18 protein-coding genes and 1 tRNA gene are annotated in these 15,409 nt (G+C 46.1%); 16 read left to right on the plus strand and 3 right to left on the minus strand.

Annotated elements, in window-relative coordinates; genetic code table 11:
- The first annotated feature begins 162 nt into the window (after positions 1-162).
- Positions 163-456, plus strand: coding sequence for a helix-turn-helix transcriptional regulator (locus BWK47_RS07540; protein WP_162328180.1), 294 nt, complete (start codon positions 163-165; stop codon positions 454-456).
- A gap of 4 nt (positions 457-460) precedes the next feature.
- The gene (locus BWK47_RS07545) at positions 461-730 is read left to right on the plus strand and encodes a hemolysin XhlA family protein (RefSeq protein ID WP_237269938.1); all 270 of its coding nucleotides are present in this window, start codon (positions 461-463) and stop codon (positions 728-730) included.
- A gap of 19 nt (positions 731-749) precedes the next feature.
- Here the strand turns inward: BWK47_RS07545 and BWK47_RS07550 are convergent, their stop codons facing one another.
- The gene (locus BWK47_RS07550) at positions 750-1,193 is read right to left on the minus strand and encodes a hypothetical protein (RefSeq protein WP_162328181.1); all 444 of its coding nucleotides are present in this window, start codon (positions 1,191-1,193) and stop codon (positions 750-752) included.
- A 267-nt stretch (positions 1,194-1,460) separates the two neighbouring features.
- Between BWK47_RS07550 and BWK47_RS07555 the strand changes: the two genes are divergently transcribed.
- The 4 genes from BWK47_RS07555 to BWK47_RS07570 all read left to right on the plus strand — a co-directional run bounded on the left by BWK47_RS07555 (position 1,461) and on the right by BWK47_RS07570 (position 9,071).
- Positions 1,461-3,392 (plus strand): hypothetical protein, encoded by a 1,932-nt coding sequence (locus BWK47_RS07555; RefSeq protein WP_204250484.1) that lies wholly within the window; start codon positions 1,461-1,463, stop codon positions 3,390-3,392.
- A 53-nt stretch (positions 3,393-3,445) separates the two neighbouring features.
- Complete coding sequence (locus tag BWK47_RS07560; protein WP_162328182.1) at positions 3,446-5,539, plus strand: hypothetical protein; 2,094 nt, start codon at positions 3,446-3,448, stop codon at positions 5,537-5,539.
- A gap of 15 nt (positions 5,540-5,554) precedes the next feature.
- Positions 5,555-7,471 carry a hypothetical protein gene (locus BWK47_RS07565; protein WP_162328183.1) on the plus strand — a complete coding sequence of 639 codons (1,917 nt, stop codon included), beginning with the start codon at positions 5,555-5,557 and terminating at the stop codon, positions 7,469-7,471.
- Positions 7,472-7,718: 247 nt separating this feature from the next.
- Complete coding sequence (locus BWK47_RS07570; protein WP_162328184.1) at positions 7,719-9,071, plus strand: hypothetical protein; 1,353 nt, start codon at positions 7,719-7,721, stop codon at positions 9,069-9,071.
- Here the strand turns inward: BWK47_RS07570 and BWK47_RS07575 are convergent.
- A complete protein-coding gene (locus BWK47_RS07575) occupies positions 9,068-9,277 on the minus strand; it encodes a hypothetical protein (protein ID WP_162328185.1) in 210 nt (69 codons plus the stop codon). The two genes, BWK47_RS07570 and BWK47_RS07575, sit on opposite strands and share 4 nt — an antisense overlap.
- Positions 9,278-9,430: 153 nt before the next feature.
- On the opposite strand from BWK47_RS07575, the gene BWK47_RS07580 reads away from it, so the two are divergent.
- From BWK47_RS07580 to BWK47_RS07615, 8 genes are all read left to right on the plus strand, one after another.
- Positions 9,431-9,781, plus strand: coding sequence for a hypothetical protein (locus BWK47_RS07580; RefSeq protein ID WP_162328186.1), 351 nt, complete (start codon positions 9,431-9,433; stop codon positions 9,779-9,781).
- Between the two features lie 62 nt (positions 9,782-9,843).
- Positions 9,844-10,497: a hypothetical protein gene (locus tag BWK47_RS16855; protein ID WP_204250485.1), complete on the plus strand. Its 654-nt coding sequence runs from the start codon at positions 9,844-9,846 to the stop codon at positions 10,495-10,497.
- Between the two features lie 2 nt (positions 10,498-10,499).
- Complete coding sequence (locus BWK47_RS07590; RefSeq protein WP_162328188.1) at positions 10,500-10,826, plus strand: hypothetical protein; 327 nt, start codon at positions 10,500-10,502, stop codon at positions 10,824-10,826.
- Positions 10,799-11,260 (plus strand): hypothetical protein, encoded by a 462-nt coding sequence (locus BWK47_RS07595; protein WP_162328189.1) that lies wholly within the window; start codon positions 10,799-10,801, stop codon positions 11,258-11,260. Before BWK47_RS07590 ends, BWK47_RS07595 begins: the two co-directional genes overlap by 28 nt.
- On the plus strand, positions 11,253-12,026 hold the full coding sequence (locus tag BWK47_RS07600; RefSeq protein WP_162328190.1) for a hypothetical protein: 774 nt from the start codon (positions 11,253-11,255) through the stop codon (positions 12,024-12,026). Before BWK47_RS07595 ends, BWK47_RS07600 begins: the two co-directional genes overlap by 8 nt.
- Positions 12,027-12,028: 2 nt before the next feature.
- The gene (locus BWK47_RS07605) at positions 12,029-12,244 is read left to right on the plus strand and encodes a hypothetical protein (RefSeq protein WP_162328191.1); all 216 of its coding nucleotides are present in this window, start codon (positions 12,029-12,031) and stop codon (positions 12,242-12,244) included.
- Positions 12,241-12,987: a glycoside hydrolase family 19 protein gene (locus BWK47_RS07610; protein ID WP_162328192.1), complete on the plus strand. Its 747-nt coding sequence runs from the start codon at positions 12,241-12,243 to the stop codon at positions 12,985-12,987. Before BWK47_RS07605 ends, BWK47_RS07610 begins: the two co-directional genes overlap by 4 nt.
- The gene (locus tag BWK47_RS07615) at positions 12,984-13,178 is read left to right on the plus strand and encodes a hypothetical protein (protein WP_162328193.1); all 195 of its coding nucleotides are present in this window, start codon (positions 12,984-12,986) and stop codon (positions 13,176-13,178) included. The genes BWK47_RS07610 and BWK47_RS07615 overlap by 4 nt, the downstream gene beginning before the upstream one ends.
- A 101-nt stretch (positions 13,179-13,279) precedes the next feature.
- Here BWK47_RS07615 and BWK47_RS07620 read toward each other — a convergent pair.
- Positions 13,280-13,352 (minus strand) — tRNA-Phe (locus BWK47_RS07620).
- 156 nt (positions 13,353-13,508) lie between these two features.
- On the opposite strand from BWK47_RS07620, the gene BWK47_RS07625 reads away from it, so the two are divergent.
- Together BWK47_RS07625 and BWK47_RS07630 are read left to right on the plus strand one after the other, a co-directional pair.
- Positions 13,509-14,987, plus strand: coding sequence for a leucyl aminopeptidase (locus tag BWK47_RS07625; RefSeq protein ID WP_162328194.1), 1,479 nt, complete (start codon positions 13,509-13,511; stop codon positions 14,985-14,987).
- A 30-nt stretch (positions 14,988-15,017) separates the two neighbouring features.
- Complete coding sequence (locus BWK47_RS07630) at positions 15,018-15,332, plus strand: nucleotidyltransferase family protein (RefSeq protein WP_162328195.1); 315 nt, start codon at positions 15,018-15,020, stop codon at positions 15,330-15,332.
- Positions 15,333-15,409: the final 77 nt, after the last annotated feature.

Genomic DNA, 15,409 nt, shown 5'->3' on the forward strand with positions numbered 1-15,409 from the left:
AAAATATAATGGAATTATCCGCTTAGTAATAAGTGGGCTTTTGTCGTAACCCCGTGCCCATACCGTTGTGATTGGAAGTCTTGCGGTATAGGGCTTTGGGGTTGTTTCTCCCTCAGTTGGCACTTTAGGAGGTGTTGGCTAAGCCAACATAAAAATAGTAGGATGAATCAACAGAAATATCAACCGAACCAAATTATTGACCCCAAAGTGATTAAGGAATTGAGAGACAAGCTGGATTTAAAGCAATCCGAGATGGCAGAGATCATCGGTTGTAACCGTTCGGAGTTGTCCTTAATAGAAAACGGCAAGCTTATTCCTGACTGGCTGGAAAGATTTATTAGGTTGTCCCGGTTGATGAGTCAGGCTGGGTACTCTTGGGAGGATGTAATTATGAAATTTCCTGAACCCACCACACCCCGAGCTTCAGAACAATCTGCAGAATACCAATATAAGTAAGCTAATGGCGACCATTGAGACAGACCTAAAAGAGATTTTTACCAAGCTAGACCAACGGTTCGACCGATTAGAGCAACGGTTAGACCGGATGGAGGGAAGTCTAAATGACATCAAGGTTTCTCAAGCCAAGATGGAGGAAAAGCTAGACTCCCTAGATTTCAGAGTCAAAAACCTGGAAGACAGTCAAAACAAGCAAATCTGGACATTGATTTTGGCCATTACTGGAGCCATTACAGCGGCGGTGCTTAAATTTGGTTTCTTCCCCAATCCTTAGATACCGAACCGTTCGGCATCTATTTAGTGTTCCCCTCAGTTACCGCTGGGGGTTTTTCTTTGGGCCGGTTGCTCCACCGTTGGAGCTTCATCACCAGAGCCATTACATATAGAGAGCCAAATCCTAATGACCCAATAAACCAATCACTATTGCCCGCTTCTTCAACGGTGGTTCTTAGATCAATTACCGCAAACTGAGTTACATAGTTCCAAGCAATGAGTAGTCCAAGCCCAATTAGGACAGGCAAGAACATTCCCAGCACTACGGCAAACCAAACCCAAAAAGCTTCCCACCAACTGGGGCCAGTGGGAACCCAAGCCGGAAGCCATGAGCTTTTTTTGCCAAATAAAAAATGGTGTATCCCGGCAACACCGCAAATTGGAAAGACCAAAACCACTAGGGAAACCACTATAAGAAGCAATAAATTATTGGTGGCAATATAGCGGGGAATTTCAGCGTTCATTATCTTGTCTGCTATCCATGCCCACCCTGCAAATAAAACAGCGATCCAAAGGGCTTTAAGTAAGTCTTTCCAATGGGGAATAAACATAATTTTTTGGGGTGGTAATTCCTAATCATAGAAATTTCCCCACGAATTTCAAAGCCCCCACTGGTAGCGTAATACAGCAAACCATTACACTTGATTTAGTGTTTAGGTTTTCCCATGGTTGCTATTCCCACCGCCCAAGCCCTAGCTGATGCAAATATTGATTCCCTAGAAAGGTTAATCGTGGCCCTGGGATTGCATTTTTCCCAATTGTTGGGCAACCTTCCCAGCACTTCAGCGGTTAGTGAGGCGATAACGGTTACTCTCCAACAGCGGCGATTATTCAATCAGGAAACCCAGGAGCAGGAAGAGCGAACAACCATAAACTTCTCCTGTCGCTTCAATTTGGAAGGGGATTATGGAGACGACGGCGGGGAATTGCTCTCTAATGTTTTGCCATTTTTGACCGGATCGGCTCCCACTTTTCCCACCACTCCCCCCAGCCTGGAACTGGAACCGGCCCTATCAGCCCTGGACATTCCAGAAGCGTTCACCACGGCAGAACAGTTATTAACCTGGGCATTGCTCACCCTATCCGCTTCCCTCCATCCCAACCACCGGGAATATATTCAAATCGATCCACGCTATGGGGACGGGCAACTGCGAATCAATTGCCAACTACCCGCAGACAGCCAAGCCCTCGGATTATCCGGTTTTCAATTAATTGCCGGGTGCCAACGGATCGCCGGTCAATATGTGGAGTTAAACACCGGGGCAGTGGCGGCCATTAACCAAGATGCTTATGAAATTGCCGTAGATGAAGGTTACTTGGGCACCAGGGCGGAATGGCTAGAAAGTTTGAAATCAATATCGGCGGCCACTACTTTAACTTTCGAGCATATTTCTACACCGTCTGCTCCTAGTCCTGGTAAGACCACGATTTACGTTAAAGAAGATGGGAAACTTTATAAATTTACTGCTAGTAGTAATGAAGAAGAAATTGGTGGTGGTTATCAAGAGATTGCTTATAAAGATTTAGCCGACGTTGACACCACCGATCTAGAAGTTGGTCAAGTAATGGTATGGGATGGAGAATTTTGGATACCCACAGAATTTGTTCAGCAGGAGATAGGAGAAGTTAATGGCGAAGGTGTTTCTTTAAATGTTTCATCGTTTAATAAGCATTTAACAAGTTCTGAGACGAATGTACAACTGGCATTAAATAAGTTAGATGATTTAGTAATACCTGATGTAACTGTTTTAACTGCTGATGTTCTTTATTATGTTTCCCCCAGTGGTTTAGATACCAATAGTGGGCTGACATCTGGTGCGCCAATTTCCGTCGCCAAAATGAAGAAAATTGCAAGTACAACTTTGACAAACGGTTGGCTACTTTCCTTTCAATTGCTTGCGGGTTCCTATGGGACTATCAACTTTTTTGACATCACTGCTCAAAGGATTTCTATTTTAGGGGCTGTGTGGGATGCCGCCACCACTGCCGTTCCTCAATCTATTGTTGGTCAGCTTGGATTTTATCGTTGCTCTGGGCGAATTTATGTTACTGACTTTCGTGTTACTGATAGCGTGGTAGTTGGGAATAGAACCTGGGTTGCTTTTCAAGATATGTATTTTGACCCCGTGGGCACAAACTATACATTGATGTTCATTGATGAAGATTCCTATGTAAACATATTGGGTCATATTAAATTTACTAAAGCTTTTATGAGGTTTGCCAGGATAAGCAATCGTTCCTACATAAGATTTGATTATGGTTGTAAGTTAGAGGCTCTTGTCTCTATTGCATTTGGTTCTGAATTTATTTATGTTCGCTATTCTTCGGATGCTTTATTTGTTGCTCCCGAAATTATTGGCACTTTTACTGGTGATAGATTTTGGGCGCTGGGAGGTAGTTATATTTATGCTGATGCTTCCATAGACGACGAAATTCCTGGCAGTAATCCAGGGTATTTTGATGAACCTTTTGTTGGTTATCGTGGAAATGTTGTTGCTACCCAAGATTATGTTGATGAAGAATTAGCACTTAAGCCAACAGTTGTTGACCCCCCTGCTTCAGCTACAGCTACGGGAACACCGGGGTCAATAGCATATGATGCTTCTTACTTTTATCTCTGCACGGCTACTGACACCTGGACGAGGGTTGCTCTTGCTTGGTAAGTTCCATAAAAATTCATCAATAATTTAATTTTATTCTCCCAACTTGTCCACAAATGACTATAGAATTTGACCCCATAGAATTTGATGTTAAACCTGCATTATTTATTTTGGATAACTGGCAAACTCACGACTTGCTGAGTATGCATCACACAAACTTTAACCCTACACACTTCATAACTAACGGTTGGAACGTTATAGACCGTTACGTTCCCTATGAATTGCCTTGGTGTCAGGAGTGGAGTATAAAAGCTTATAACTTTGCAAAGGTCGTATGCAGTAATCGAAATACAAACCTTATACCTAATGATTGGTCATCTCAATTAACTGTAACCTTTTACAATCTGGTGCTAGTTCCTGATGAAGGTTTAGCTCCGTTACCTGCAATAAGTCCTATACCTTTTCCTTTGAATGAGCCAGAAAAAATAGAGTTAATTATTGAACCCAACAAAACGCTATACCTTACATGGTTGGTAGTAAGTAAAGAAGTAAGCATACCTGCTGACCGTAATAGCGATAAGCTTGTGCGTAATTCCACAACTTCCAATTATTCTGCCAGCATCAAGATATTTGAACGTCAAAGGTTAAGTATTCCTAACGGTGTTGATGAAGAAACAGAGTTCACCTTTAAAGTTCCTCCGGGTATGGCTAACTTTTCGTTAGTAATAACCAATGGGCATTTAAAGGAAGAAAACGAAACTAACGACTACCTTTATGACGTAATGGATGCAAGGTTGCAGGCTTGGCTAGGTGCTTTAGACATAAGTTATCTAACTATAGACAGTCTAAGAATTAACTTGCTTAATCCTACTTCTCAATTTTCTGCTAACGGTACTTTAGAGGCTATAGGTTATGGGCAACGTTCTCCTAATTTGCACTATGCGGGATTATTATTTGCTAACAATAATCCTTGGGGTGAAGTTGATGAAGTAGACGACTTAGGTTTTTCACCATTATTTAAACCCAGCATTTCAGAACCGGGAATAGAAAAGCCTATGCCTAAAGTTGTGGACGTTAATAGAAACTTAGATATTGTATTTGCTGACGGTGTAATGACTTCAATATTTTTATATAAAAGTGGGGATACTTTCTATCCACCATCAGCAAGCGTAACCACTGAATACTTAGATGACGAGCAACAGCAACCTAGAAATGATATCTATCAACTTAGCTTTAGTTTTATAAATGAATTTAACAGTGAACAAGAAACTGCTACCTTTGAAGAAATAGTAGAATTTTTAGAATCTCAACCACAATATTTGGAAGAATTGTCTATGGTAGACTCACCAAGAATTAAAGAAATTCACGCCGCCCTAGAAGCTGATCGCTATGGTGTTCACCCCAAAGATCCGGAAAAACAGAGATTGAATAACCTTGGCAGATACTTAGAGACTCTGGCTTATGCGATGGGAATTGCTTTTAATGAGGATGGCAAAAATATCCCTCAACCAGAAAGTAATTGGGTTGATGCTGATTATATTCAGACTATTAACGCCAATCAAAGCCTACGGAACGGGCAATTTGCCGTTAGGGAAGTTAATGACGCTTACGGGCAACGTATGGTCTGTGATGCCTTGTTTGAAGTGAGGGCCAAGCAAGTCACCACCACCGCTGATGAGAACGGCAAATTACAAGTTGCCAGCACCCAACCGGGGGGAGCAATGCGAGTCCCCCATATTTTTGGGATTCTTGACACCATGCAGGACGATTTGACCAAGTATTGGGGCGGTGGGGACATTATAGTGCCCAAAGTTGATGGGACAGGGGCGGTTTATTACGACAGCATGGGGGAATGCTTGGCAGACACCCTGTATATGTTGGGGTCGCACTCCAAAAGCATTAATGAGCTACAAAATCAGAGCATAAAAACAGTTTTCCTTTTGCAGGAAATTCTCCGGGCATTAGGTTTGCCTTGCCACGTTGCGGCGGTGAAAGGCGTTTCCCCTTCTGCTCCTGGGGGGGAGGGTGGAGTAATACCGTGCCCTGAACTAGACGAAAAATCTCCTACCCTTGCCAGTCTGATGGGGCTAATTCTAATTAACTTAAGCCGGGTGGTGGGAGCTTCCATTGCATTTAGGGAAGATGATTCTGCCCCGCCACCGCCACCGGGGCCAGACTCCGATCCTGACTTAGGTGGTGTTAGTGCTTAAACAAAGGTAAAAACTATGGGACTTAATCCTTTTCTCTGGGGCTGGAAACTTGGCAATGCGATCGCCGATTTTTTCACACCGCAACTGATCACCGCCGATGAAGAAAGGCGGGCCATTGAGGAAGCAGAACGGCAAAAGACCAATCAATATCGTCCCCCTAAAGCCTATGAGCCGGTGGGAGACACAGAATATAAGGTTCCCTTGCCGCCGCCGCCCCAGGCACCGCCACCGGGGAAGAATTATTCCCCATCACCCACGATACGAACACCAGGCCCGAAAGAAGAAACCTATATCCAACCGGATCAGGCAGGATTCCCTAATTGGTGGCAATGGCTTCCCGGCCCTTGGCTTTATAACCAACTACGAAAAAAACCGGAGGTACACCAACCAACAGCAGTTAAGGGGCTTTTTCAGTTTGGACGATTAATGGTGGATAACCATTCCGAGGCTCCCTTGCAAATGCCTGAATGGGATTACATGGTGGAGGCTAGTGAATCCCAAGCCGCACTCCAAGCTTCGGCGGATGCTTTTGCGTGGTGGATAGCAAAAAATGGCGGTGCCCCCAACATTGGCCCCCAAATTGGCGACTTTTATGACCAAGGAGCGTTGCTATGGGCGGTGGATCTGAGGGCTTATAACCAAGGCTTAGCCTTGATGTATGGTGTGCAAGCTCCAGCGGATGCTTTTGCAAATATGTGGATTAGAAGCCGCAATGCGTTGTCAATGATTCCCAGGGGCACAACCCATCAAGCATTAGAAATTATCCCGGTTTCCGCCGTCAATCAGCGTAATTATTACGAATGGCAACCCGAAGTTGATTCTGCGGTGGGCGGGGCTGGATTAGCGTTAAGTATTGCCAGATTAATGCAAAGGGAAGAGGAACCTATCCCTAGGATCGTCTTGGAAAATAGTGGCGGTGGCATCAAGCAAATTCAACGAGCGTTAGCGACCGAGCAGTTCCCCTTTCAGGTTCCTATTAGCTTGTTGCTAGAGCCAGAAGATTTACGGGGGAAAGGTGATGATGAAATTTACCAAACCATCGAATCTATTCCCCAATTGCTGTTATGGCTAACCAAGGCCCTGGACGAACTGATCGGGAAATTCCCCATCACCATGGAGATTGCAGAAAATGATCTGCTAGATATGAATGATGAATATGCAGAGTGGAAAAGAAATCCCCCTCCTGACATTTCCGATCTGCCTTTCTATCTTCAAAATGACAAGATGGTTAGCTATCGAGAAGCTAACGGCATAATTGTCAAAACAGTTAAGGTTCCAAATTTGGCAGAGGCGATCGCCGAAATATTAGGAATTAATTTAGCAGAGAAAACCACCAACGATTTGGCGGTGGAAATGCTTACTAGGACAATGACTGAAATAGGCAGTACCAAAGCCGTGGCAGTTAACGCCAATGCTTGGATAGAAGCCGTGGCGGACTATTTGGGCTTTGAAGCCAAGGATGTAGTGCAAAACGTTGAGTACACTTACAACCCACTTTTGCAGACCAAGGAAGATCAGCCCATCAGTTGGCAACAGTTACTAAAACCGACAGAAGTACCCACGGGAATGCCTCAATTTAGTGACAAGCTAACCTTTGAAGCCAAATTTGAACTCATTAAAGAGATCCATGCCATTGTCAAAGCGGCATTAACTGAGGGCATTGGTAAAACTGATGGACAAATGCTTTCCCGCATTAGGGCTTTTGCCAAGGAAATGGGTATTACCCCTAAAGCTCCTGACAAAGACGGAGACGGAACGCCAGATCAGCCAAGGGAAAAAGACGATTTTGACCGCTTCTTAGAAGATGTGGAATATGGCTTCATTGGACAGGGAGCTTGGGCCACCGACGGCATAACCAAACCCTATGGGCGAGAATTGGGACAACGCCCACGGATCAAACGGTTGGGTTCTCAAACTACAGATTCAGCTTAATCAAATTAATCAAATGAGTAGCCTTAACCTATCCCTAAGCAATTTAAATTCCGGCAAAATCCGTACTCTGGCCACCAGAACCTTAGATGGTATCCGGGCGATCGGCGGCGCAAAAACCCAGAACGAAAATGACGACGGTAACATACTGGTCAGAATTTGGAACAAAGTTAACAAGCTGGGGGCAGGGGTTTCTGGCTTCCTTTTAAACGCCATTGGCGGGGGACTTCAATGGACTTTTACCAGCATCATGACCCAGGTTCAAATGGGGGTGCGATTCCTTTGGAACTTTAATTGGAACGCCACCGATGCGGAATTGGATGCCCAATATGCGGCTTATATGAACTTGTTGGCGGGAACGCTGGGCGGAACCATTGGTAATGCCGTTGGTTGGGCAGTATGCGGGGCTGGCCCTGGGCTGATCATGATGAAATTTAACAAGCTCTTGGCGTTGCGAGTATTACAAGAGGTTGGGGAAGAAGCCCTGGATGAACTCATGGCAAATTTACGGGTGCTAGTTCAACAGGCGGCCCAGTTGGCTTTCCGCCAAACCCTGATCACTTCCTACAAAAATGGACGAAGGCTGTTAAAGGAAATTTTGTTAGACCCCAATGGACGAGGGAAAGTATTTAGAGAAGCATTAGGAATTAACACTGATAGGGTTAAGGAATGGGGAGAGAAAGGAACCAAACCTTGGTCATTTGCGATTGCCTTAGACAATTGGATTGAGTCAATCAAAAACCCATTAATTCAGAATTTCACTGAAGAATTGATTGAAGAATTTTTTGATAGTTGCTCTGAAGCTTTTTATGTGGTCGCCAATACCGCTGACCAATACATGATGGAACAAAAACTTGGACAAGCTTCACTATTAGGCGATCAGGAATTTGTAGAGATTACGCCTAATCGGGACAACGAAGAAGAAAAGATCATTATTGCGGGGCCAGCGGAACTGATTAAGCCCACCATTGTCCAGACCTTGGCACAACACCAATTACTCGAAGAACGGGATTTGGGGATGTGGGTAGGAGAACCTGTACGAGAAGCAATGAAATCGCCACCAATGTCGATCCAGTTGCGGATCATTATGTCCAGTAAACAGAAAAGCGTATTTAAGGCAAAAAGAGTACAAATCACTATCCCCAACGTGGACAGGGGGCGACTGAATTGGCTTGATATTAAACAGCGTGTAGGGGGAGCAAATGGGTATATGTGGGGTAGATATAAGGCTAAGGCTCAATTATCTGGGGGGCATAGTATGTTTATTTGGGCTGCCACAGATGCGGACGCGGTTGATCGCATAACAATGTTAGCTACGCTCTCAAACGAAGAAATTTTAGGGATTACGGTAACTGAAGAAAAACGAGAAGGAAGCAGACTGCGGCTAGAAGCACTGCGTAAGCAACCCACTAGGATTTACCCTTGGGCAATGACCATCATTAATCAGCAAAAAGTGCTTAGCGAAGAATCGGGGATTGCACAACTAAGCGGGGTTTACCAACGTCGGCAAAAAAGCTTAATCCCTTTGCATACTGCCACCAGACCCGATAACTACAGTGAATTAATAGCTGATTTATTCAGAATTCCGGGGCCTAACGGCTAGTAGTAGTTGGAATATTTGAGCAGAAATTCCCGCTCTTTGGCGATTTGAGCTTGTACCCTATCCGCTGACCAAGCTAATTCTCTACTCAAGCGGTTAATGAGACGGGGGCGGGGCTTGTACGTATAATCCCTGCCCCATCGCCATTTTTTGCGCTTAATGGCTAACTTACTTTCTTGGGACAAACGCGGGTAAACAATTAGATCCATAGGGTTTTACTGGGTAGCAGTAGGGGAGGCAAGGTTACATGCGGCCCCCAGGGGCCGTATGGTCTTTGAATAATTCTAGCTATTCCGTTTTTAAGAGTGGGAGAGCTAGATTTAGGGGGTTAGTCCTAATCCATTTTCAGGAGAATTTCAGCAATGGCAGCTATTACTAACCTCACTTTTGAGCAGATTAACGACCAAGCTACAGCACCGGTTTTTACTTATGCGGCAGGGGATATTACCCTAAGTCTTTCTGCATTAACCGGAGATACCTACACCGGATTAACCGATGCTCAGGTTGTTGAGGCGGTTTGGAAGTTACGGCAATTGGCGGCGGCGGCCCAGGTGACCGTAAACACCGGAGTAGATGCAGATGAGCAATTAGCGGCATTCCCCTTGGCTTCCACTGGAGTATTTGACCCCGACACCCTGAGCGTACCTTTAGCTGGGATAGTTCGAGTTCAGTACACCGTTGACCCTAACAACATTCAAGGTCAGTTTGGATAAGGAGAATAAGTAAATAAGTAATTTAAAAATTCAGGCAAACGTTTTTTTGAGGAAAATAAATTATGGCTGGCGCACCTACTAGCCCAGAGAAAAAGAAAGCCACACCCGCTTTTGTAACGATCCAAGTTGGGGGGCAAGGTTTAAAGTATGGCTACCAGTGCCGTACCAGCACTTTTAAAGCGCTGAAGTCTGAATGCGGTATTACGGAGATTGCCCCTGGGACAAAAGGCATATTTTTCGGCATTAATGCTCCAAAACCCCACCGGGTTACTAAGTTTAATGCTGATGGCACAACTAATACTTCCTATTGTTCAGACAACAAAGTTAACGCATTAAAGGGCAATGACGAATATCAAGTGCAATCTCCTCGATATTCACTAAGGGGGCCAACTTCTAACCCTAATTACATTTCGGTTTGGATCGATGTTCCGTCAGAGAGCGGATCGATTAAATATGCCTGGATTATGCCCAGGAGCTTATATCAGGCCGTGGCAGCGGATCTGGGGATTAATGCCTTAACTGCCAATGATGTGTCGGAAGTTGTTTGGGGAATTAACAAGCCTAAATTGCCCAGGGCAACAAAACGCATTGCCGGTAGCACCCGTAGCACGTTTTTTAGCGCCAAAGCCAGTGTGATTGACAACCTTGCGGGCAAAGGTTATTCCTTACGCCTTTACGATTTTGAGGCGATCGCCGACGGCGGCGGTGGGGGCTAAAAATGGCTGGGGAACTTATTCTTCCTGGCGATCCAGCTTTTGGGGATATGTACGGTCAGTTTTTCGCTGGCCGTCCCCCCAGTGTTGAAGATGTCGCCAACAAAGACGGAGAAACTTACCATTTTGTGGTGAGGCCAGGGACAGCGGAAAATTTAGCTGTTCCGGTTACTGAATCTGAATTGGATGATTATTTCCAGTCGGGAGAATATGATGCAAGGCTTGAGGAAATGGAGGCCAGTCAACCGGAAGAACCGGAGCTTGAGACTGTGGAAACTATGGAGGAATTGGAAGGTTTACTGCAATGCCTACATGGGTTGAAAACTCACTAATTGTTACTTCTGAAGATTGGCAACTTTCCCAACCTGTCATAGGGGACTATGTGAGAATCACACATCAATTGATGAATGTTCCCGATCCAAGTGATCCAGACTGGCGACCCTATCCGTTCTACGGATTAATTGCCCAAGCCGAGTATCATCCATTTACATTGTTCGGGGTTAGGAGATTATGGCCCAGCACAAACCGAGGGGGCCAAATTTTTTATTTTCCAGAGACACCGGCCACCAATGATCGCCGGATTGCCATTAGAGGCGATCGCCGTTGGAAAACTGACATTACCTGGATTTGTACAGTCTGGTCAACAAATATTCCCCTTGTCGATCTAACCTTGGCTGAACTAGCACCGGGACAAGCTTTGAGCCTATCAGAAGAAACATTAGAGGCGATCGCCATTAGGGTTGCCGAGGAATTAAACAATGTTTGACGTTTTTACTGAGCCAGTAGAGGCAGGAGCAGAAAATGGAGTGGTTGCTGGGGTTTTTATTCCTTTGGCTGATTTGCCGGGTATGGCTTTGGCTGAACTTTCCACCACGGGAGCCACCTTAGACAGCCATCAGGTTTACAGCCTACTTAACTCGATTTATTCCGCCCTGGCCCAGGTGCCCAGCTTGGGAATTATCAACCTAGTTAAGTCGGCACCAGTGGGAACCGGCCCGGATAAATTCACTGAAGGGGTGGGGTTGACCCTGCAATTTCTTTTGAATTTGCAAGCGGGAACCCTTACCACCATTCCCCTAGCCACCATCGGATCTGAGGCGGGGATTGGGGCGGTCTATCTGGCTGATATTTGGCCCGACTGCGAAAAAGTAGCGGCGGAAGGGGCAATTTCCGGGGCGGGTTTTCTGATTCCAGATAGTTGGATTGAGAATTACGGGGCAACGGCGATCGCCAGTGTGGAAACCGACGCTAGACGCTGGATCGGCGCATTAATGGCGGGAATTATTTCGTCCATTAGCCCTAGAACTACAACCCTGTCCACGGCAATTATCACCCGCACCAATCCAGCAACCCTGAGAATGACAGGCTTTGCCATTCCTGCCGGTTGGTACGATGCCACCAATCCGATCACTGGCATTGCATCAACGGATATCAGCAAACTTAGGGTTGTTCAAGAAACCTATTTGATCGAATACGAAATGGCGGTTAACCCCGACACCCAAACTTTAGAAGTAAACATCGCCACCAGCTAGGCATGGAAAAAGAACAATCAGAACATCACCGCCAAAGCGATGAATGGGTCAAGACTAGCTTGATCGCCACAGTGATCACCGTAGTTATCGGGGTGATCGGCTTCAGTATTCAAATCACCAATTTGACTAGGGTTTACGAACAGCGGCAGACCACGGTGGAAGTTAAACTTCAAAGCCTTTTAGAAGATCTAGCGGAATTAAAACAGAGCCTAAAATGATTAATTCCATTTACCCAGTGGTTCACCCCGTAAGCTTGGAAAAATTGACCGATTCGGATTTGCTTCAACTCCAGAAATGGCTATTGGCGGCAAAATTTAGCCCCGGGCCGTTGGATGGATTACTGGGGCCAAAGACCATAGAAGCTTGGGCGCAGTTTAAAGAATCGGTTCATCTCCATGACCCCGACCAAATTGATCTGATTGGCCCGAGCAGTTATGCCGCTCTCAAAGCCGCTGTTAAAAAGCAGGAAGAAGGCAGATACCATGATTTTTCGACACGACAAGGCGTTATTGACGCTATTCGCTGGGAATGTAATCAACATGGGCTTATTCACAGAAATCAGCAAGCTTATGTCCTGGCAACTACCCAACATGAAACTGCTTCAACTTTTCGTCCATTGGAAGAGTATGGAAAGGGTAACGGAAGGAGCTATGGTAGGCCCGACCCCCAGACCGGCAAAACCTATTACGGCAGAGGCTTCGTACAGCTCACCTGGAAAAGCAATTATGCCCGCTATGGAAAAATCCTGGGTATTGATTTGGTCGGTAAACCAGAGTTGGCCTGTGAACCTAATGTTGCGCTGTTCATCCTGGTTCACGGGATGAGATGGGGGAAATTTACCGGCCGCAGTTTGCCAGAGTTTGTCAACGCCACTAAATCCGACTTTTATAATGCCCGCCGGGTGGTGAATGGTATGGATCGGGCCGGGGCGATCGCCGAATTAGCGAGGAAACATTTGTGAGAGATTTAGATCCTGAATGGGCCAGTTTGGCCATGATTGGCATTGGGGTGGCTTTAGCAGTGGCCACGGTCTTTTTACCCATTGAGCGATCGGAAGCTTTGATGGGAATGGCCAATTTTTTGGCCGGCATGGGGGCCAGGGGATTAGGAACGGCGATCGAATCCCATTACCGTGATGGCAGGGAAGACTAGTTTATGGCAGTTTTATGGCAGATTATGTCATATGGCAGTTTTGCCATAATCCACCCATGGTGTTTAGGGGCTGTACCCTTGATATATCTAGCGTTTAACGATGCCAGGAGGCGGACTTGAACCGCCGACACGAGGATTTTCAGTCCACTGCTCTACCAACTGAGCTATCCCGGCTTTTTTAGCGCATTAACAACATACCAAGAAGTATCAACCTTGACAAGCTCTTTGGACAAATCCATAAACCGGGGCATTAACTGCCCGATCGCCAGCAGTTATGGGAGTGTGGCAAAATAGGGGACGGACAGTCCCTCAACAGAGAAACAAATAGTGATGCAGATCCGCGGAACCGACTACACAGCTTTGACTTGGCAAGGGGACGCCCTGGCCCTGGGATTTTTTGAAAATGCAACGGAAATTACTGGGGACCTAGCCCAATTGGACGATCGCCTGGAAGGAGTGTTGCGGGAACTAATTGAGGAAAAGGAGTTTAAGGGTAAAGCGGGACAAAAGTTGGTGGCTCGGGTGGGCAGTAAAACCCCAATCAAAAAGCTGATTCTAGTGGGACTGGGGGAAATTGAAAAATTTAACAGCCAGGTGTTAGGAGATGGGGCGGCGGCGATCGCCAGGCTTGCCAAGGGAGAAAAAGTTAAAACCCTAGGGGTGAGTTTGCCCCAACGGGAGCATGATCCAGCGCAAACAGCGGCAATTTTGACCGAAGGAATTTTACTAGCCCTGCATCAAGATAATCGCTTCAAGTCCGATCCTGAAGATAAGGAAATTAAGCTGACCACCGTGGAATTGCTAGGCTTGGGGGAACAGTCAACAGCCATTGGTAAAGCAGAAAAAATTGTCTCCGGGGTAATTCTGGCCCGGGAAATGGTGGCGGCTCCGGCCAACGAAGTCACCCCCCTAACCTTTACGGAAATTGCCACGGAATTGGCCCAGACCTACGGCTTAGAACTGGAAGTGCTGGGGCAGACAGAATGTGAGGCCCTAGGCATGGGGGCATTTTTGGGGGTGGCGAAAGCTTCCGAGTTACCACCGCAATTTATTCATCTCACCTATCGCCCTGCTAATCCGGTGAAAAAGTTGGCGATCGTCGGCAAAAGTCTCACCTTTGACTCTGGTGGTTTAAATATCAAAGGTGCAGGTAGTGGCATTGAAACGATGAAAATGGATATGGGGGGCGGCGGTGCCACCCTCGGGGCTGCTAAGGCGATCGCCCAATTGAAACCTAACGTAGAAGTACATTTTATTTGTGCCGCTACGGAAAATATGATCAGTGGCACGGCGATGCACCCAGGGGATATTCTCACCGCCTCCAACGGCAAAACCATTGAGGTAAATAATACCGATGCGGAAGGTCGCCTTACCCTGGCCGATGCCCTAGTATTTGCGGAAAAACTCGGTGTAGAGGCGATCGTTGATCTAGCCACATTAACCGGGGCCTGTATTGTAGCTCTGGGGGATGACATTGGTGGCTTATGGAGTCCCAATCAGGAATTGGCCGATGAACTCAAAGTGGCGGCCGATAAGGCGGGGGAAAAATTCTGGCAAATGCCCATGGAAGCCAAATATTTTGAAGGTCTCAAATCCCCGATCGCCGATATGAAAAATACGGGGCCCCGTTCCGGTGGTTCCATTACAGCGGCGTTATTTTTACAACAATTCATCAAGGAAACTCCCTGGGCCCATTTAGACATTGCAGGGCCTGTGTGGACTGATAAGCAAAATGGAGTTCACAATGCTGGTGCCACGGGCTATCCAGTACGGACCCTAGTGCAATGGGTATTGGGATTAGCGGAATAGTCCCTCAGTGGTTCATGTTATTGATGAACAATGAAATGCCAATCAGTCCTGCAATTGCTAAGTCAAAGTAAACCAGATTTACAATCTCGTTTTGGTGTTACCCAGTTAGCACTGTTTGGTTCCACCGCAAGGGATGAAGCTGGTCCCCATAGTGATGTAGATATTCTCGTCAGCTTCGATGGGCCTGCCACATCCCACCGGTATTTCGGAGTGCAGTTTTATCTAGAAGACTTGTTAGGTTGTGCCGTGGACCTAGTAACAGAAAAGGCCCTCAGACCAGAATTACGCTCCCAGATCGAACAGGAAAAAATAAAAGTATTCAAAGCTTCTCACTTCTGGAAATAAGTCTCTGTATCCTTCGCAGTATTTGTCAATGAATTGCACTGTTTCTTTTGCTTCACGTGGGGCAACCATATACCACC

The sequence above is a fragment of the Synechocystis sp. CACIAM 05 genome, assembly GCF_010222815.1.
Classification (GTDB): domain Bacteria; phylum Cyanobacteriota; class Cyanobacteriia; order Cyanobacteriales; family Microcystaceae; genus Synechocystis.